This window comes from Pseudomonas sp. JV449, from assembly GCF_032424295.1.
GTDB classification, from domain to species: Bacteria; Pseudomonadota; Gammaproteobacteria; order Pseudomonadales; family Pseudomonadaceae; genus Aquipseudomonas; species Aquipseudomonas marginalis.
This window is the reverse complement of the sequence record NZ_VYKD01000028.1, coordinates 410,822-428,531: the sequence shown is the minus strand read 5'-3', so window position 1 is coordinate 428,531 and position 17,710 is coordinate 410,822. Positions and strand designations below refer to the sequence as shown.

Annotated in this window: 11 protein-coding genes and 1 pseudogene; 6 read left to right on the top strand and 6 right to left on the bottom strand. The window is 54.1% G+C overall.

Going from position 1 to position 17,710, the window contains the following annotated elements; all coding sequences use genetic code 11:
- Nucleotides 1–77 precede the first annotated feature (77 nt).
- Both guaA and F6S08_RS25935 read left to right on the top strand, forming a co-directional pair.
- Complete coding sequence (gene guaA, locus F6S08_RS25940; RefSeq protein ID WP_027605430.1) at nucleotides 78–1,655, top strand: glutamine-hydrolyzing GMP synthase; 1,578 nt, start codon at nucleotides 78–80, stop codon at nucleotides 1,653–1,655.
- 308 nt (nucleotides 1,656–1,963) lie between these two features.
- Nucleotides 1,964–3,039 (top strand): annotated as a pseudogene (locus tag F6S08_RS25935) (tyrosine-type recombinase/integrase); the annotation flags it as partial.
- A gap of 319 nt (nucleotides 3,040–3,358) precedes the next feature.
- On the opposite strand, the gene F6S08_RS25930 reads toward F6S08_RS25935, so the two are convergent.
- From F6S08_RS25930 to F6S08_RS25920, 4 genes are all read right to left on the bottom strand, one after another.
- Nucleotides 3,359–3,820: an SLATT domain-containing protein gene (locus tag F6S08_RS25930; RefSeq protein ID WP_315872524.1), complete on the bottom strand. Its 462-nt coding sequence runs from the start codon at nucleotides 3,818–3,820 to the stop codon at nucleotides 3,359–3,361.
- Between the two features lie 79 nt (nucleotides 3,821–3,899).
- Nucleotides 3,900–4,085, bottom strand: coding sequence for a KTSC domain-containing protein (locus tag F6S08_RS31610; protein WP_409999779.1), 186 nt, complete (start codon nucleotides 4,083–4,085; stop codon nucleotides 3,900–3,902).
- 38 nt (nucleotides 4,086–4,123) lie between these two features.
- The gene (locus F6S08_RS25925) at nucleotides 4,124–5,884 is read right to left on the bottom strand and encodes an ATP-binding protein (RefSeq protein WP_315872523.1); all 1,761 of its coding nucleotides are present in this window, start codon (nucleotides 5,882–5,884) and stop codon (nucleotides 4,124–4,126) included.
- Nucleotides 5,874–7,073 carry an SIR2 family protein gene (locus F6S08_RS25920; protein ID WP_315872522.1) on the bottom strand — a complete coding sequence of 400 codons (1,200 nt, stop codon included), beginning with the start codon at nucleotides 7,071–7,073 and terminating at the stop codon, nucleotides 5,874–5,876. Before F6S08_RS25920 ends, F6S08_RS25925 begins: the two co-directional genes overlap by 11 nt.
- Nucleotides 7,074–8,025: 952 nt before the next feature.
- On the opposite strand from F6S08_RS25920, the gene F6S08_RS25915 reads away from it, so the two are divergent.
- A complete protein-coding gene (locus F6S08_RS25915; RefSeq protein WP_315872521.1) occupies nucleotides 8,026–8,832 on the top strand; it encodes a DUF2971 domain-containing protein in 807 nt (268 codons plus the stop codon).
- 240 nt (nucleotides 8,833–9,072) lie between these two features.
- Here F6S08_RS25915 and F6S08_RS25910 read toward each other — a convergent pair whose 3' ends face one another.
- Together F6S08_RS25910 and treR are read right to left on the bottom strand one after the other, a co-directional pair.
- The gene (locus F6S08_RS25910) at nucleotides 9,073–12,132 is read right to left on the bottom strand and encodes a membrane-targeted effector domain-containing toxin (RefSeq protein ID WP_315872520.1); all 3,060 of its coding nucleotides are present in this window, start codon (nucleotides 12,130–12,132) and stop codon (nucleotides 9,073–9,075) included.
- A 65-nt stretch (nucleotides 12,133–12,197) separates the two neighbouring features.
- Nucleotides 12,198–12,902, bottom strand: a complete 705-nt coding sequence (treR, locus tag F6S08_RS25905; RefSeq protein WP_027605432.1) for a trehalose operon repressor — start codon at nucleotides 12,900–12,902, stop codon at nucleotides 12,198–12,200.
- Nucleotides 12,903–13,140: 238 nt separating this feature from the next.
- Here treR and treP point away from each other — a divergent pair, with 238 nt between their 5' ends.
- From treP to F6S08_RS25890, 3 genes are all read left to right on the top strand, one after another.
- Complete coding sequence (treP, locus tag F6S08_RS25900; protein ID WP_315872519.1) at nucleotides 13,141–14,583, top strand: PTS system trehalose-specific EIIBC component; 1,443 nt, start codon at nucleotides 13,141–13,143, stop codon at nucleotides 14,581–14,583.
- A 56-nt stretch (nucleotides 14,584–14,639) separates the two neighbouring features.
- Nucleotides 14,640–16,286, top strand: a complete 1,647-nt coding sequence (gene treC / locus F6S08_RS25895) for an alpha,alpha-phosphotrehalase (RefSeq protein WP_315872518.1) — start codon at nucleotides 14,640–14,642, stop codon at nucleotides 16,284–16,286.
- Nucleotides 16,287–16,450: 164 nt separating this feature from the next.
- Nucleotides 16,451–17,671, top strand: a complete 1,221-nt coding sequence (locus F6S08_RS25890; RefSeq protein ID WP_065947919.1) for a maltoporin — start codon at nucleotides 16,451–16,453, stop codon at nucleotides 17,669–17,671.
- Nucleotides 17,672–17,710 lie beyond the last annotated feature (39 nt).

Here is a 17,710-nt window from a genome sequence, read left to right as displayed (position 1 = left end):
TTCCAGCAAAATGTTAAGTAACCGGGGCTGTTCTTCAGCCCCGAGTTGTTTCTGATTCATTAGACGAGACTGACTTCATGGCCCTCGACATTCACGCCCACCGCATCCTGATCCTCGACTTCGGTTCCCAGTACACCCAACTGATTGCCCGCCGCGTGCGTGAAATCGGTGTGTACTGCGAACTGCATCCGTTCGACATGGATGACGAAGCGATCCGCGAATTCGCACCGAAAGGCGTCATCCTCGCCGGTGGCCCCGAGTCCGTGCACGAAGCCAACAGCCCGCGTTGCCCGCAAGCCGTGTTCGACCTGGGCGTTCCTGTCTTTGGTATCTGCTACGGCATGCAGACCATGGCCGAGCAACTGGGCGGCAAGGTTGAAGGTTCCGAGCTGCGTGAATTCGGTTATGCCCGTGTCGACGTGGTCGGCAAGAGCCGCCTGCTGGACGGCATCGAAGACCACATCGACGCCGATGGCCTGTTCGGCCTCGACGTATGGATGAGCCACGGTGACAAGGTCACCAGGATGCCGGAAGACTTCCACATCCTGGCCAGCACCCCGAGCTGCCCGATCGCTGGCATGTTCAGCGACGAGCGTCGTTACTACGGCGTGCAGTTCCACCCGGAAGTGACCCACACCAAGCAAGGCGGGCGCATCCTGTCGCGCTTCATTCTCGACATCTGCGAGTGTGAAGCCCTGTGGACCCCGTCGAAAATCGCTGAAGACGCGATCGCCAACGTACGCGCCCAGGTCGGCACCGACAACGTGCTGCTCGGCCTGTCCGGCGGCGTTGACTCCTCCGTGGTCGCTGCGCTGCTGCACAAGGCCATCGGCGACCAACTGACCTGCGTGTTCGTCGACAACGGCCTGCTGCGCCTGCATGAAGGCGAGCAGGTAATGGCCATGTTCGCCGAGAACATGGGCGTCAAGGTGATCCGCGCCAACGCCGAAGAGCAGTTCTTGAACAACCTGGCCGGCGAATCCGACCCGGAGAAGAAGCGCAAGATCATCGGCCGCACTTTCATCGACGTATTCGATGCCCAGTCCAACAAGCTGGACAACATCAAGTACCTCGCCCAGGGCACCATCTACCCCGACGTGATCGAGTCGGCCGGTGCCAAGAGCGGCAAGGCCCACGTGATCAAGTCCCACCACAACGTGGGTGGCCTGCCTGAGGAAATGAACCTCAAGCTGGTAGAACCGCTGCGCGAACTGTTCAAGGACGAAGTCCGCCGTCTGGGCCTGGAACTCGGCCTGCCGTACGACATGGTCTACCGCCACCCATTCCCCGGCCCGGGCCTGGGCGTGCGCATCCTCGGTGAAGTGAAAAAGGAATACGCCGACCTGCTGCGCCGTGCCGACCACATCTTCATCGAAGAACTGCGCAAGGCCGACTGGTACCACAAGGTCAGCCAGGCGTTCGTGGTGTTCCAGCCGGTTAAGTCCGTAGGCGTTGTAGGCGATGGCCGTCGTTACGCCTGGGTCGTGGCCCTGCGTGCCGTGGAAACCATCGACTTCATGACCGCCCGTTGGGCACACCTGCCGTACGAACTGCTGGAAACCGTCAGCGGCCGTATCATCAATGAGATCGAAGGTATTTCGCGCGTTACTTATGACGTGTCGAGCAAGCCGCCGGCGACGATTGAGTGGGAATGATTGGACGTCCGGCATTGTCCGGCACCAACTAGCAAGAAATGCCCTGGAGCCCGCGTAATTGCGGGCTTTTGGCTTTTTGGGTCTGGCAAATTCTGGCAGCTTTGTGCATCGCCAAGCATCGTGTTTGTATGGCATGGTACGGGGCATTGACTGAGCCAAATGCCATGTTCGGTGCTCGATACCATGTCGCCCTAGTAGGGCAGGGCATGGTATCAAATCTCATCATCAGCCCGGTTTCATTGGGTTTTATCGTGGTGCATGAGTGCTTTTCTGAGCATGGTATTTTTTCAATGGAATCCGTAACTGCCATGCTGACCGATACCAAGCTGCGTAACCTCAAACCGCAAGAAAAACTCTACAAGGTGAACGACCGTGACGGGCTGTACGTGGCCGTCACTGCTGCCGGTTCCATCTCCTTTCGTTACAACTACTCAATCAATGGCCGTCAGGAGACCATCACGTTCGGTCGTTATGGCGTGGGTGGCATCACACTTGCGGAAGCCAGAGAGCGCTTGGGCGAGGCTAAAAGATGGTTTCGGCAGGTAAGTCACCTGCCAAAGAGAAAGCCCGTGCCAAGGCACGCACCAAAGGGGCAGAGACGTTTGATGCGTGGGCGGAGAAATGGCTGCGTGGGTATCAGATGGCTGACTCGACGCGTGACATGCGCCGATCGGTTTACGAGCGCGAGCTAAAGCCGCACTTCGGTAATCAGAAACTGGTGGAAATCAATCATGAGGATCTGCGTACCCTGACAGATGCAATTGTGGAGCGGGGAGCTCCAGCCACGGCCGTGCACTCCCGCGAGATTGTGATGCAGGTGTTCCGATGGGCGATAGAGCGTGGGCAGAAGGTTGAGAATCCGGCTGATCTGGTGCGTCCTGCAAGCATCGCTAAATTCGAGCCACGCGATCGCGCTCTAGGGCCTGAAGAAATCGCGTTGATGTATCAGTACCTGGACCGCATCGGCACTGCCTCATCCGTGAGAGTCGCCGCTAAGCTGCTGTTGCTGACCATGGTTCGCAAAAGTGAATTGACCAACGCTACCTGGAACGAAATCAATTTCAGCGAAGCCCTGTGGACCATTCCGAAAGAGCGGATGAAGCGGCGCAATCCCCATTTGGTGTTCTTATCTCAGCAGGCGCTGGATTTTTTCATTGCTCTGAAGACGTTTGCCGGTGGTTCGGATTACGTCTTTCCCTCTCGGTACGATTCCGATTTGCCAATGAGCACCGCGACGATCAATCAGGTGCTGACGCTGACCTATCGGCTCGCGCAGAAAGAGGGGAAGCCGTTGAGCAAGTTCGGACCGCATGATTTGAGGCGGACAGCGAGCACGCTGTTGCATGAAGCGGGTTATAACTCAGACTGGATTGAGAAGTGCCTTGTAATGCGGATGAGTTGGCCATTTTGGAGAGGCAGCTATCGGCAGCCTTTGCCATTAGAGAGGCGAATCAGACTTTTTGACGATTTCACTGCGCATGGCATTTTTCATAATTAGTCGATCATGTTGCTTCTGAAGCCCTTGTTTCATAAGGCCTTAAGTGGTCTGCGTAGAATTATTGACCGCAGTGGCACGAGACGGGAGACCTGCGAAGCTGTTTTTTTGTTCAGTTATATACGAATCGTTCCTGGAGTACACCTGCATTTTAAAGAAGTTTAGGGCCTGGTGAACCGGGCCCTCTCGGAGTCGTAATACTGGGTTGCTAAACCTTATTGTTAATTATGGAATTGGCTTTTTTTCTGATTCTTTGGGGAGTGGTAGGAGCATTCTCCGAGATTCCTGCCCATTCAATTGTTATTTCTTTAGAGAAGTTTTTCCAATCATCTATTGCGCTGCCTGCTGCAGAGAACTGTTCTATCTTTCGCTTCAAATTTCCATATCTTGCAGCACACGATCTATGGGCTTCAGCTTTTTCTGTGGGGCGCATTAGTGTTTGTAGGGATGCAAGAAGTGCAACCAAAATGCTCAGTAGCTTCATAAGTATTGAAAGGCGATCTGAAAACCCGGTGCTATCGAAGAATAAAAATGCACTTACGAAAGTTGAAGATATTACGAGGGGGATACCAACGAATCTATTAATTAGTATGTATCTCTCGGATGTGATGTAATGCCCTGTCTGAGCAACGGTTAATCTTTTATTCCAGTCGTTTATGGTGTCAATCATTTTCGAAGTCTCAGATTTATGAAAAATCTATGCATAGAAAATTACTTAATCCTCTATACATAGATGCGTTATAATGAATTTATCCTACTTGGGCTTCTCTAAAATGCCCCTTTATTGATGTATGGAAGTACTTGCCCTGCGAGGCAGAGCCATCGAACTGATACCAGTCTGACTCAGGAAAGTCATAGTATTGCCAGACAGCTCCCGAGTTAAATTCTATTTCTAGCGTTGACGTATCCACGTCGTAGCCAATACTTCTTATCATAGTGGAGGATATATTTTTGCGGTCCATATTTATTCCTTTTATATTTTTTGTTCGCGTATTTTAGTTACGACCAGTTTGTAATTTTCCTCTTCATGCACATGCTCTTTACTCCAGCACTCGACAAGCTTCGGGTCTTCACTTGTAGGGCGTGGATAGTTAAGTTTCAATCGGATGCGAGAAGGGATTTTTATCGCTTCTCCGGTGACTATTGCCTCTCCTATGCGTAAAGATGGCAATAAATCAATTAAACTATTCATGTTGTCTGGAGCTGATGATTTAATTATGGACTTGTCAGCTGAATTTGTAAGTCTCAAGGCTATTAGCGTGCCAATTTGAGATAGTATGGTTTCTGATATTTCAGACGGACGTTGAGATATTACGAGAGCACCTATTCCGAATTTCCTTCCCTCCTTGAATACGCGCTCTACCGCAGTTTTTGAGTAACTGCTCCTATCATTTTTGCCAAGATAAGTATGGGCTTCTTCAAAGGCAAGTAGGAGAGGTCGTTGTTTTCCAGTATATGCTTCCTTTCTTCCCCAGAACATACTGTCGTAGACAAAGCGAGTTATTAGACCTACAGTTATGTCAAGAACCTCGAAAGGCACTCCGCTCAAATCTAATATGGTTAGCTTCTGAGAGTTTCCGATCCATTCGGCAAGTAGATCGTGTAAGTCTTTAGGAGAGTCCGCTGTTTTGTATTCTCCTGGATTGAAGAGAAAGTCATAGCGCGAGTCTTTCAGTCGAGATAGTATTTTTTTCTCGTATGAAAAATACTCTGTGTGTTTTGACTTAAATGGCGCACTGGTACCCATAGCATAAGGGCTAAAGATAGCGGGACTTAATTTTTCGGGGTCACCTACCGAAATTTCACAGGCATTAGCTCTGGTTTGATCATCCTTGGGGGATGTCGAAAACGAAGCATTCAGTAGCCAATTCATCTCGTACCAGAGTTCTCGTGCGCTAAATGGTATGGGGGAGTCGGCGGTAATTAAGTCCTGGTTTACTATTCCCGACTTTAAATTGAAATTCTTTTTCTTCATTAAAGTGACTAAGTCTCGAAGTTGTCTATACTCCATTCTTTGTTCGTCACGTTGATCTGCCCCGACTAAGAAAAAAGCAAGCTCCTCGAATGTCATCAACCAAAAAGGTATATATAGGGGGGCTTGCGCATCTCCAATTCTTAGTATTTTTGCTTCCGGGAAAGCTGATGCATATTCGCCGTGGGGGTCAATAAGTATTATTCTTGAACCTGCGTAGCTACCTAATATCGATTTGAGGAGAGTAACTGTCGTATTCGATTTTCCGCTGCCGGTAGATCCCATTATGCCGCAATGGCGAAGAATTAGATTGTGAGTGTCTACATGGACGCTAAGGTTCTCGGACGAAGAATGCTTACCAAGCTCTATAGATCCTGAGTCTTGTTCTCCATAAATTTCAAAGAGATCCTTTTCTATGACAAGATGAACCTCATCACCTATAGTTGGATAAGTTCCTATACCCTTTTCAAACTCACCATCACCGATTTTTTCGCCAATTAACTGTATCGACAAAAACTTAGAGCTTGATCTTGTCTCTCCGTCATCATCAGTGCCAAATGGACGGTCGCTTACAGCGGAAACGATTGCATAGATAGTGATATTGCCCATGGGCATTTTGACGAAAGTACCAATCTGGCCTATTTTATAAAGTCGACCATTAATTATCGGTGCTGCAGACGGGATTTCTGCAGAAACCTCGACCTCCACTGCGTTTGAGTCTACTCGGATTACTTGCCCTAAATAAGTAGAATCACTCTTCATTTGTGGTGATCTCAATTTCGTGTTGGCGACCAGAGTTAGCAACCAAAAAATCAACAAGATAGTTGAAATCACCAAGTAGAAGTGAGTTTGTTTTTTCACACCAGAATCTGTTGTTAGTAGCCTTCATGTTCAGCTCAAATTGTTCAAATTTCCAAACGCCGAAAACGCCGTTTACAATTGCTTTTTTCGGGCCGAACACGGTTAGATTTAAATATCCTGCAGATAGTGGCTCTAATCTCTCCACTTCTAAATCGCTATAGAAAAAAACTACAACACTCAGTCTGTTGTTTTGTCGTAAGCAGTTGAATATAATTTCGTTTATGTGCTGATCGAGGAATGAGTATCCGCTAAATATAAAAAGTAGCTCTCCGCCCAGTAAATAATCTTTAAGACGATCAAAGTATACTAGGAAAGGCTGGCGACGGGATGAATCATATTTTTCTTTAGATGGATATATGACAATTTCATTTCTCTCCTCCCCAATTTTTTCTACTCTTCCAAGCCTGACTACCTTATGTGACTTTGTATTTACGTTGCCTTTCCAAAACCAGCTAAGAGAGCCGTGTATCTTCCAGAGTCTTATCCAGTTTTGTGTAAGGTCATTTTTTTTGATGTGTCGCTCTACACTCTCCTGCCAGAAAAAAGGTTCGTATGAGCCAACGAATCCATCAAAGTACGGCGCTCTTATTGATTCCAAAGACTTTTCTATAATTAAATCGTAATTTGTTGTGAATATTTCTTTAGAATAATCTCTATTCTGCATGTTGAACCAAGCAAAGAACTTTTTTGGTGTTTTTAAAGAAGCTGCTGATTCTTTGTTATTTATTATGTTGTAAATGTGTTTGCATATTTCAATGTCTATATTTTTCGCGCTTAATCCATCTACGTCGAGAAAGTTGCTATCTGCACGTTCACCTGTGATTTCCCGGATTCTACGGAACTGATTGAGTATGTCTTCAATGCTCGTTGTTGCGTCAGGGTTTTTCGACTTTAAATCATTCTTTATAATATTGAAATGCGCTAGTGCTTCTGGTTTTAGTAATAGTTCTACCTGCTCGGTTAATTGAGATATGTTGGGTAGGCCTAGTGCGCACGATGTTCCAGCACCCATAAAAAAGCCGATATTTTTAGTGTACGATAGCTGGCTTTTTAGTTCCGAAATTTCTTTTGTTACACTTATTTCTTCCATTTTATTTCTCGGACTAGTGGGGTTGGTGTGCGTGGATTTGAAAAGTGCTTACTGGCGTGTGCGTTTTTTGAGCGCGCGAGTGACATCTGAATATCAGAATTCGGATGTTTCGGTACTTCGCGTTTTTTAATAGTTAGGCTTGTCAAACAGCAACGCGGTGCTCGCCTTGCTGTTGGTATGCAATATCCGTACATGGCAACAGAAATTTCATGCTTGCCTAGATTTAGGCTGCACCACCTCTCGATATTTCTTGGCTGCTGTCTTAGGGTATTGGAGGGCCGCAAACTGTGCACCCGTCCAAGGGGAGGAGACAGACGGGCGATTTTGGTCCTATTTAGAATTGAAAAAGATGGGTGCGATTGGGAATCGAGGGCGGCTAGATTATGCAATGAAACCGTAGCAGGATTATCTGACGAGCGTCTCCGCCGTAGCGGAAATCCTTTTGCATACAAGAGATTACCCAAAATTGCTGGGTCAGATACGAGCATCTTCATGTTTATTCGTCCTTGTGAAGCTGCGTCCGCTATCCGAGTAACCTGCGATGGCAGAAAGCCAGATATTAGCAGAAGGTCTGATAATTGGCTCATGGCCCTAGCATTTTCTAGACAGGGCGCGGAAAGATACTGTTCTTGCGGGACGGTCCACGTGAACTGATGCTGCGCTCGGAGAACGGTGCGCCGATGAAGTCGGTGACACTGCTGAGCAAGATGTATGAATTGGGCGTTACGCCTTCTAGGGGGACGACCGTGTATCAAAAGACAATCCCCTACGCAGAATCGCTGTTTATAGCCTCTGAAAAGTCGCACCAGGTGCGCACTAAGCCTCGCACATGCGGAGCAGGCAGGTGACTGCCATTCCTCTCGCGACCCTTGCTCCGAGTTACACACCGCTGCATACTCATTGAGTAACTTACTCGCTTAGGCGTACCCGATACATCTTGAAAGGATCTCTAATGATTTATCACTACTGCAACGCGACCGCTTTTAAGGGGATTATTTCGACTAAAGAGGTTTGGCTTACTGATATAACCAAGTTAAACGACCTAACTGAGTATAAATCTGGGTTCGATCTGATACTTGAGTTGTTGCAGGAGAAGGGGCTCGCCGAGAAGCCAGACTTCCTAAATATTCAAGTGGATAAGCTAAACGAAAAATTTCAGATTCTAATTGGATGTTTTTCCTTGGAAGGTGACGCTGGCAGTCAATGGGGATTGTATGCAGATGACTCCAAAGGGCTATCGATAGGTTTTGATGAGAACGAAATCGATCAATTTAATTTGTTCAACCGTTTTACGGCGAACGGCTACCAGCCGATAATTTCGCACGTGAAACTGTGCAAAGTTCATTACAGCAAAGATGAGTTCGTGGGAAAAGTTAGAAGCTTCATTGATAGAATGGAGCAGAGTGAATCCCCGATAAAACATCAGCTAACCGCACTTGTTCTGCGCCGCTTTGCGGTTCTATATAAAGATCAATATTTCAAAGATGAACGTGAAATCAGGGCTGTGGTGGAAATTGAGCCTAGCCGGGATGAAGGGTACGCTATTGATATAAGAGTGAATGCATACAAGGAGGAAGCGCGCTTCCACAAGCTCCTAACGTCTTATCAAAATCTCAGCGCAATCAAAGAGGTCATCATCGGCCCTAATTGCTCTTATTCTCCCGAGGATGTTCAGAGCATGCTTACTGAGCAGGGGGTTGAGAAAGTAGAAATCCGTTACTCTTCTGGGAGAGGGCGCTACCGCAACGTGTCTACCTGACACCCTATCCTAATGCCCAGGTATCCGATGACCACACCCATGAGTAATGCAGTCCGTGCAAAAACAGGTTTTCGTTAATGGTGTTTTTCGTTGTATCAACTGACGCCATCAAAATAAGCATTTGATTTATATGAGTTTTTTAATGTTGTTTATGTTCGAGTGGGAATAAGCAAGGCGAGCCTGAATGGCCTGCGTTGAGTGAGTAAAAAACCTGGCCTCGGCCAGGTTTTTTATTGCCTGTCAGGCAGGAAGCCGACTTTGCAGGCTCATGCCCATATTGGTAAGGGCGCTGGACAGCTGTTCCAGCGTGGGGAACCGTATGTCATGCACGCCTGCCCAGGCCGGGCGGTCGATGTAAAAGCTGCCGTCGGCCAGTCGATTGATGGGGGTCGCAACGATGCCCCTGTCTCTGCTGTGGTGCCGCAGGGTGTAGTTGCCCTGGTTTTTGTCGATCAGGTACATGCCCTTGCGAAACAGCAGTCGCTGCTGTTGCTCCAGCGTCCTGTGCACCGGCGGGGCTTCCACTTGTACGCGTAGGTCGGCATTCAAGGTGTCGAAGCTGTCGCCGACGCTTTCATGACTGGGGGCGTTGTCGCGATCAATGGCGATGCCGGGGTCGATACGCACCTCGTTACCTTGCCCCGGAAAGACCTCTTCTATACGCAGCCCGATACCTCCTTCCAGTTCACTGAGACCGGCGAATCCATTAAAGGTATTGATGTTTCTGGCCCCGGTCAGTACCAGCCATTTACCGCCGCCGTTCAGCGCTATGTCGGCTTGGATAAGGAGGTGGGCGAGGTAATTGCTCATCACCTGCTCTGAAAGATCGGCGATAGGGGTGGGGTATTTGTAATGGGCTGCGCAATCGATAGCCTGCACGCGTATGCCATTGGCCCTGGCGGTCTTGACCAGTTCCAGTTCATTGAACTGCCCGGATGGATCGGTGCCCAGCTTGCCAAGGTAGCTTTCCAGGTCCTCCGGCATCTTGCCGGTCTGGAAGTAGTGGTTCAGATCATCCTGGGCGAAGTCGTTGAGCAGGCGCCGCATATACAGGGTTTTCACGCCCTTGCGCGCGAAGAGCGGCATGTTGTTGATCAGCAGGCGGGTGCTGCTGATACGGTCCAGGGTTTCGCCGATGACGTAGCCCGGTAGGTCTTCGGGCAGGCGTTCGAGGACTTCTTCGAAGGCCGTTGTCGGTTCAAAGGCGGGGATGTCCGGACGAGGTGGCAGGCGGGTCCAGGACAGTTCCTTGTAGAAGTCTTGCGCCGATTGCAGCAGTTTGCGGTGCGTTTCGCCGAAGTAGTAGGTGAAGCGGTCAATACGGCCGAAGCGGCTGTGAACATGGGTTTCAGTGAGGCCCATTGCCCAGCGTTTCACTTCCGGGCGGGTGGATGGCGGGGTATCGAAGGGGCTGGTCACCCTGCGCAGCGAGTGGGGTGGCGTGGTCATCGCTTGTGGCGGTGGCGGGACCCGCGAGGGGGCCGGCCCCCGGGCGCTTTTGCTGGAGTTTCCCCCGCCGCCTTTCAAGCCGTTGCTGTGGGGCACAGGTTCCCATTCGTTGAGTTCGTTCAGGCGCACCGGCAGCGCGCCGGAAAAGCCATGGGGGTTGTTCGGGTCGACAATCGCCCAATGCCCACGACCGTTGGGGGCGGCTTCGTAGCGCACGTAATAGGCTTGATCGTTCATCAGGATGGCTTGCTGAGGCATGCCGTCGGAGGTCCGCAGGCTATAGACCTGCTGGAATTTTCCGGGGGCGGTATCCAGGTGTTCTCCTTCCAGTATCAGGTTGGCCTGGTAGGTGGCAGGTACCGCAGGCTCAGGCACCGGCGGTGCGCTGGCGGGCGCTGTGGGCGGCGTCAACTCAATGGGCTCCACTGCGAGGGTGTCGGCCGCTTCGGCGATATCGGGCATGACCCCGTCGGCTTTCAACAGTGCCAGGTTAAATAGCGTATCGATGGCACTGAATACCGCGCCCAGCTCCCCGGCGTGGCGTTCGGCCGGGGTCTTGCCGTTGATGGCCTGGTCGATGTTCAGGCCAAGATTTGCCGCACTGGCCCCCACGACCACCAACGCCACCGGCCAGCCGACCACGGCCATCGGGCCAAAGGTTTTGCCAAAGGCGTTCAGGTAGCCGATCCAGAGTTTCTTGCGCAGGTCGCCATTGCTGCGCAGGGAAAAATCCGCGTCATTGCGCATGCGCGTCTGACTCGATTGCGCCAGCCAGGTAAAGGCATCGTCCTCGATGGCCTGGTCGGCTTGATTGATCAGGCGGTGGTCCCAGGTGCCCCAGTCGACAAACAACTGGTCGAGTTGGTGGGACAGGCCCTTGTCCACCCAGTCCGGCGGCAGGGTACCCGCCAGGGCCTGGGCGGTGCGATAGATCAGCACGGGGGTGAGCAGCATCTGTTTCCACGTCACGGCAGCGGTGTCGTCCTGCTGGATCTGCGCCGACAGCGGGAAATGGGCCATGAAGCGGGCGCGGTTATCCGGGTGGCTGGTCTGGTTCAGCAGCCAGAAATGCAGGTCGGCAGGGGTCTCGAAACAGTGGAAGGCCTGTGACTCGCCCGGTACATAAAGGATTTGCCGCCCATCGCCGTCGACGATGCGCAGGATATCCGTGGCGGTATGTCCACCGATATCCAGCGCCGCCACACGCAGCCCGCCGGCTGAAGTGGCCTTGGCCTGCAGGTTGGACAGGGTTGGGGGCCAGCACAGATTGCTGGCCAGGGCCCGAATCACCGTCTGCAACTGTGACGTGGTGAGATCCCCGGCCTGTCGTGCTTGCAGGGCCTCGGCCAGGCAGTTGACCTTGGCCAGGGTGCGAAAATCATCGAAGTGAGCGCTCCAGAATGCATCCATGCGCGTGGTGTAGCGATCGCTGAAATTGATCGCCCAGAAGTCCTTGAGCACCGCGCTGGCGGACAGCCGCACTTCGTTATGCTGATCGAATAACCGCGCCTCGGCACCCTCGCGATAAAAGCCACCATCACCGTCGAGCAGGTCGGCATTGTCCTGGTCATGTACCTCGAAGCGGTGAATGACCAGCTGCGTCAGCGTCATCGACGCCTGGGGTTTTTCGTTGTGGCTCCAGCCCGTAAACGTCGCCGGGTCACCGACACCGCCGGTGAAGCGGTGCCAGTGCACGTGATCGGGATCCAGGGTCGCCAGACCGTGTTTTGCGAGAATCTCGCGGGCGGCCTCGATGGCCATCCTCTGCATGTTCGGGCACGCATCCAGCACGATGGGCGCCAGGGCCCTGAGTTGTTGCTGAGCGGCGGGGGAGGTGTCGGCAAGCGGCATGCTGCTCTCCTTAAGGGGGAAGAGCCGAGCATGCCAAGCCGTTTAGACGGGCGATGGGTAGATAGTTAGCGCCTGGCGATATCGGAGAAGTAAAACTTATCCAACGTATGCCGCGACTCGGTGTACTCGAACTGTCTCCCGTCCTGCAAAAACGTCTGGTTGCTCACCACGATCACATGGCTTTGCCCTTCGAGGTCCAGGTGCGTCTGGTCGTCCTTGCTGCGGGGCAGGGCTTCGATGGTGCGCTGGGCGTAGCTGATCTGCAGTTGCAAGGTCTGCTCGATGAAGGCGTAGATCGACTGTTCGGCGATCGCCTGGTCCAGGCCTGGGATCAGGTCGGCGACGAAGTGGTTGATGTCGAGGATCACCCGTTTGCCGCCGATGCGCCGTACCCGTTTGATGCGTGTGATGAGGCTGCCGGGTTCGGCCTCGATGTGTTGCAACAATGGGCCTTCCAGGGGGAGCTGGGTGAATTCGACCACTTCGGTGCGTACGTCATCGCCCAGGTCGGCGTGGGTTTCGTGAAAGCTGACGATGCCGCCGAGTTGGAACTCAATCGGGTTGGGCGAGAGCACGAAGGTGCCCTTGCCGTGGATCTTTTGCGCAAACCCACGTTCCTGCAGTTGCTCGATGGCGCGACGCACGGTGCCTCGGCTGGCCTGGTAGCTGTCCATCAATTCGGTTTCGGAGGGCAGGCGCGTGCCGCGTTGCAGGCGTTCGGTGGTGATGCTGGCAAGCAGATCGGTATAGATCTGGTTGTATTTGCTCATGGATAGGGCTCTGTGCCGCGTTGGCGTTCAAGGCAGGAACCTTAGAGGCAGAGCGGGAGTTTGTCCATTAGACCCATGGATTTCTGCGGCTTGCAGCGCAGCGGTGTCCTGCAGGGAATAAGCAAAATCAAACTCGTACAGACGAGTTGTTGCTTTAACTCGTCTGTACGAGTACTTTTGCCTTCGGCGTGCTGCCAATGACTGCCCCCAATAAAAAAAATCAAAGTGGAAACCAAGCATGAGCCACGACTATTCCAACATTGCCCGCGAGATCCTCGAGCACCTCGGGGGCAGCGACAACCTTGAGCAAGCTGCCCACTGCGTGACCCGCCTGCGCCTGGCGCTCAAGGATCCGAGCCTGGTCAACAACAGCGCGTTGAACCAGGTCGATCTGGTCAAGGGCTCGTTCTTCACCGGCGGTTTGTTCCAGGTGGTGATCGGCCCCGGCGAAGTGGAAAAGGTCTACGCCGCCCTGCGCGAACAGACCGGCCTCGCCGCCGCCACCATCGCCGATGTGAAGAAGAAGGGCGCCGACAAGACCAACGCCATGCAGCGCCTGGTACGGGTGTTCTCCGATGTGTTCATGCCGATCCTGCCCGCGTTGATCATCGCCGGCCTGCTGATGGGCGTGAACAACCTGATGGGCGCCAAGGGCATGTTCATCGAGGGCCAGACGCTGCTGGAGGCGTATCCGAACCTGGATGGCCTGTGGAGCCTGATCAACCTGATGGCCAACACCTCGTTCGTGTTCCTGCCGGCGTTGGTGGGTTGGTCGGCGGCCAAGCGCTTTGGCGGCAGTGAAATCCTCGGCATCGTGCTCGGCCTGATGCTGGTGCATCCCGATCTGCTCAATGCCTGGAACTACGGCAAGGCGGTCGCCGGGCTCGACGGCCAGAGCCTGCCGTACTTCGATATTTTCGGTTGGTTCAAGATCGAGAAAGTCGGCTACCAGGGGCAGATCCTGCCGATCCTGATGGCGGCGTATGTCATGAGCGTCATCGAGAAATGGCTGCGCGCTCGCGTGCCCAACGCCATTCAATTGCTGGTCGTGCCAATCACCACCATCGTCGTCACCGGCGTGCTCGCGTTGGCGATCATCGGCCCGGTGACCCGTCACCTCGGCATCCTGATCACCGAAGGCGTGGTCACCCTGTTTGACCTGGCGCCGATGGTTGGCGGAGCGATTTTCGGGCTGCTGTACGCGCCGCTGGTGATCACCGGCATGCACCACATGTTCCTCGCCGTGGACCTGCAACTGATCTCCACCCAGGGCGGCACGTTTATCTGGCCGATGATCGTGATGTCCAACCTGGCCCAGGGCAGCGCCGCGCTCGCGGTGTTCTACACCACCCGCAATGCGCGGGATAAAAGCATGGCCTCGACCTCAGCGATTTCCGCGTACTTCGGCATCACGGAACCGGCGATGTTCGGGGTGAACCTGCGCTTCAAGTTTCCGTTTTACGCGGCCCTGGTGGGCTCGGCGCTGGGCAGCATTTTCCTGTCGCTGAACAAGGTGCAGGCCTCGGCCATCGGCGTCGGTGGTTTACCTGGGTTTATCTCGATCGTGCCGCAATCCATCGCGATGTTTGTGATCGGGATGGTCATCGCGATGGTCGTGCCGTTTGTACTGACCTGTGCGTTGAGCCTGAAGATTGTTCGGCCGGGTTATCGCGTCGCCTGATCAATCGCCATCGAGGCCCGAGAGGCCAGCACAAAACTCTACTGAAGGAACCCACCATGCAAGACTGGCAACACTCGGTGATCTACCAGATCTACCCCAAGAGCTTCCACAGCCACGCGGGTAACGCCACCGGTGACCTGCTGGGCATCGTGGACAAACTCGACTACCTCAAATGGCTGGGCGTGGATTGCCTGTGGATCACCCCGTTCCTGCGCTCGCCGCAACGGGACAACGGCTACGACATCAGCGACTACTACGCCATCGACCCCAGCTACGGGACCATGGCCGACTGCGACCTGCTGATCAGCGAAGCGGCCAAGCGTGGCATCAAGCTGATGCTCGACATTGTGGTCAACCACACCTCCATCGAGCATGAGTGGTTCCAGCAGGCGCGCAGCAGCCTCGACAACCCCTACCGCGACTTCTACATCTGGCGCGACCAGCCGAACAACTGGGAGTCCAAGTTCGGCGGTTCGGCCTGGGAATACGAGGCGCAAACCGGCCAGTACTTCCTGCACCTGTTCGACCACACCCAGGCCGACCTCAATTGGGACAACCCCCAGGTGCGTGCCGAGGTGTTCAAGTTGATGCGCTTCTGGCGCGACAAGGGCGTGGGCGGTTTCCGCCTGGATGTGATCAACCTGATCTCCAAGCCCGCCGACTTCCCCGAAGACAGCAGCGACGGGCGCCGCTTCTACACCGACGGCCCGAACGTGCATGAATACCTGCAGGAGATGCACCGCGAAGTCTTTGAAGGCCATGACCTGATCAACGTCGGCGAGATGTCGTCCACCAGCCTTGAGCATTGCATTCGCTACTCGCGGCCAGAGTCGAAAGAGCTGTCGATGACCTTCAACTTTCATCACCTGAAAGTCGATTACCCGAACCTGCAGAAGTGGGTGAAGGCTGACTTCGACTTCCTGCAACTCAAGCAGATCCTCTCCGACTGGCAACTGGGCATGCAGGCCGGTGGCGGCTGGAACGCGCTGTTCTGGTGTAACCACGATCAACCCCGGGTGGTCTCGCGGTTTGGTGACGACGGTGAGCATCGCGTGGTCTCGGCCAAGATGCTCGCCACCGCGCTGCACTTCCTCCAGGGCACGCCGTTCGTGTACCAGGGCGAAGAACTGGGCATGACCAATCCGGGCTTCGACAGCATCGATCAGTACCGCGATGTGGAGACCCTGAACATCTTCCGCCTCAAGCGCGATGCCGGTGAATCCGAAGCGGCGAGCATGGCGGCGATCATGCAGAAGTCCCGCGACAACGGCCGTACGCCGATGCAGTGGAGCGCGCAGCCGAATGCGGGTTTCAGTAGCGGCGAGCCCTGGATCAGCCTCCCGGCGAATGCCGCGCAGATCAACGTTGAACACCAGCGCGACGATCCCGACTCCGTGCTGCATCACTACCGCGCACTGATCGCCCTGCGCCGTCACGAACCGCTGATTCAAGAGGGGGTTTACCGCCAACTGCTGCAAGACCATTTGCAGGTCTGGGCGTACCTGCGCGAAGGCCACGGCGAGCGCCTGCTGGTGCTGAACAACTTCTACGGCCAGCCCTGTGAGGTCCAGCTGCCTGGCGACGTGATCGAGGCCGCGACCGAGCAACGCCTGCTGATCAGCAACTACCCCGACTGCCCGCGACGCTCGGCCACGGTCGTCTTGCGTCCCTACGAATCGTTCGTGCTGCACCTGATTGATTGATACGCCCCCTGTAGGAGCGAGCTTGCTCGCGAAAAACCTGAGAGCGCCGCGTTAAACCAGTATCGCTGCGTAATCGTTGGCGTTCTTCGCGAGCAAGCTCGCTCCTACAGGGAATCGTGTCGTGCAAGGACAGTAATAAAACAATAAAAATAGAAGGAGCATTCATGAAAACAACAATAAAGCTGGGCCTCGTTGCATCCTGCCTGAGCCTGCCATTCGGCGCGCAGGCCCTGGAATTTGCCGGTTACTTGCGCAGCGGCGCGGGGACGTCGACAGGCAGTGGCAAGCAGCAATGTTTCCAGTTGCCGGGGGCGCAAACCAAATATCGACTGGGCAACGAATGCGAGCAGTACGCCGAACTGGAACTGCGTCAGGACCTGCTGACCCTCGACGATGGCTCGGTGCTCAGCGTCGACGCCATGGCGTCGCTGTACAACCAATACGACCGCGCCCTTAAATTCCAGGGCGAAGACAACGGCTCGGCGCGCATGCCGCAGATGTATGCGCAGTGGTCGAACCTGCCTGCCCTCAATGGCGGTTCGCTGTGGGCCGGTCGGCGTTACTACAAACGCAATGACATCCATATTTCCGACTTCTACTACTGGAACCAGAGCGCCACCGGCGGCGGAATCGAGGACGTGCTGATCGGCGACCTCAAGTACAGCTACGCCATTTCGCGCAAGGACAACCTGTACCAGAAGGAATACGCCACCCGTCACGACTTCAACGTCGCGGGCTTCAAGACCAACCCCGGCGGCGAGCTGGAGCTGGGCTTGAGCCATATCGAAAAGGCCGGCGGGCGCGACACCCACAGCGGCTGGGCGCTCACCGCGCAGCATGTGCAAAAAAACTTCCTGGGCGGCAAGAACAAATTCGCTTTGCAGTACGGCGAAGGCCCCGGCACCGGCCTGGGCTACACCGGCAATACCTTCCTGGATAACAGCAGCAAAAGTTATCGCGCCGTGGAGTTCTTCGACTGGCAGGTGACCCCGCGTTTTGGTGGGCAGATCGAGGCGGTGTACCAGAAGGATATTCGCCCCGGCAGCCAGGACCAGACCTGGATGTCCATCGGCGTGCGCCCTGCGTATGCGATCAGCGAACAATTCAAGTTGGTCACCGAGCTTGGGCATGATCAGGTCGATGCCACCGGCGGCACGCGCAAGCTGAGCAAATTTACCTTTGCCCCGACCTGGTCGCCCAACGGCCCGGATTTCTGGGCGCGGCCGGAAGTGCGTTTGTACTACACCTATGCGACCTGGAACGAAGCGGCCAAGCGTGCAGCGAATGAACTGGCGGCGGGCTCGGCGTTGTCCGACACCGGCGCCTATGGCACCGCGCGGCATGGGTCGAACGTTGGCGTGCAGGTTGAATACTGGTGGAAATAAGTCATCCATGGGATAGGCATCCACCCAAGGATCTTTACA

Coding starts and splice junctions, on each gene's coding strand:
- treP (WP_315872519.1), top strand. CDS start 13,141: ATGAGCCACGACTATTCCAACATTGCCCGCGAGATCCTCGAGCACCTC.
- treR (WP_027605432.1), bottom strand. CDS start 12,902: ATGAGCAAATACAACCAGATCTATACCGATCTGCTTGCCAGCATCACC.
- F6S08_RS25890 (WP_065947919.1), top strand. CDS start 16,451: ATGAAAACAACAATAAAGCTGGGCCTCGTTGCATCCTGCCTGAGCCTG.
- F6S08_RS31610 (WP_409999779.1), bottom strand. CDS start 4,085: ATGATAAGAAGTATTGGCTACGACGTGGATACGTCAACGCTAGAAATA.
- F6S08_RS25910 (WP_315872520.1), bottom strand. CDS start 12,132: ATGCCGCTTGCCGACACCTCCCCCGCCGCTCAGCAACAACTCAGGGCC.
- F6S08_RS25925 (WP_315872523.1), bottom strand. CDS start 5,884: ATGAAGAGTGATTCTACTTATTTAGGGCAAGTAATCCGAGTAGACTCA.
- F6S08_RS25915 (WP_315872521.1), top strand. CDS start 8,026: ATGATTTATCACTACTGCAACGCGACCGCTTTTAAGGGGATTATTTCG.
- treC (WP_315872518.1), top strand. CDS start 14,640: ATGCAAGACTGGCAACACTCGGTGATCTACCAGATCTACCCCAAGAGC.
- guaA (WP_027605430.1), top strand. CDS start 78: ATGGCCCTCGACATTCACGCCCACCGCATCCTGATCCTCGACTTCGGT.
- F6S08_RS25920 (WP_315872522.1), bottom strand. CDS start 7,073: ATGGAAGAAATAAGTGTAACAAAAGAAATTTCGGAACTAAAAAGCCAG.
- F6S08_RS25930 (WP_315872524.1), bottom strand. CDS start 3,820: ATGATTGACACCATAAACGACTGGAATAAAAGATTAACCGTTGCTCAG.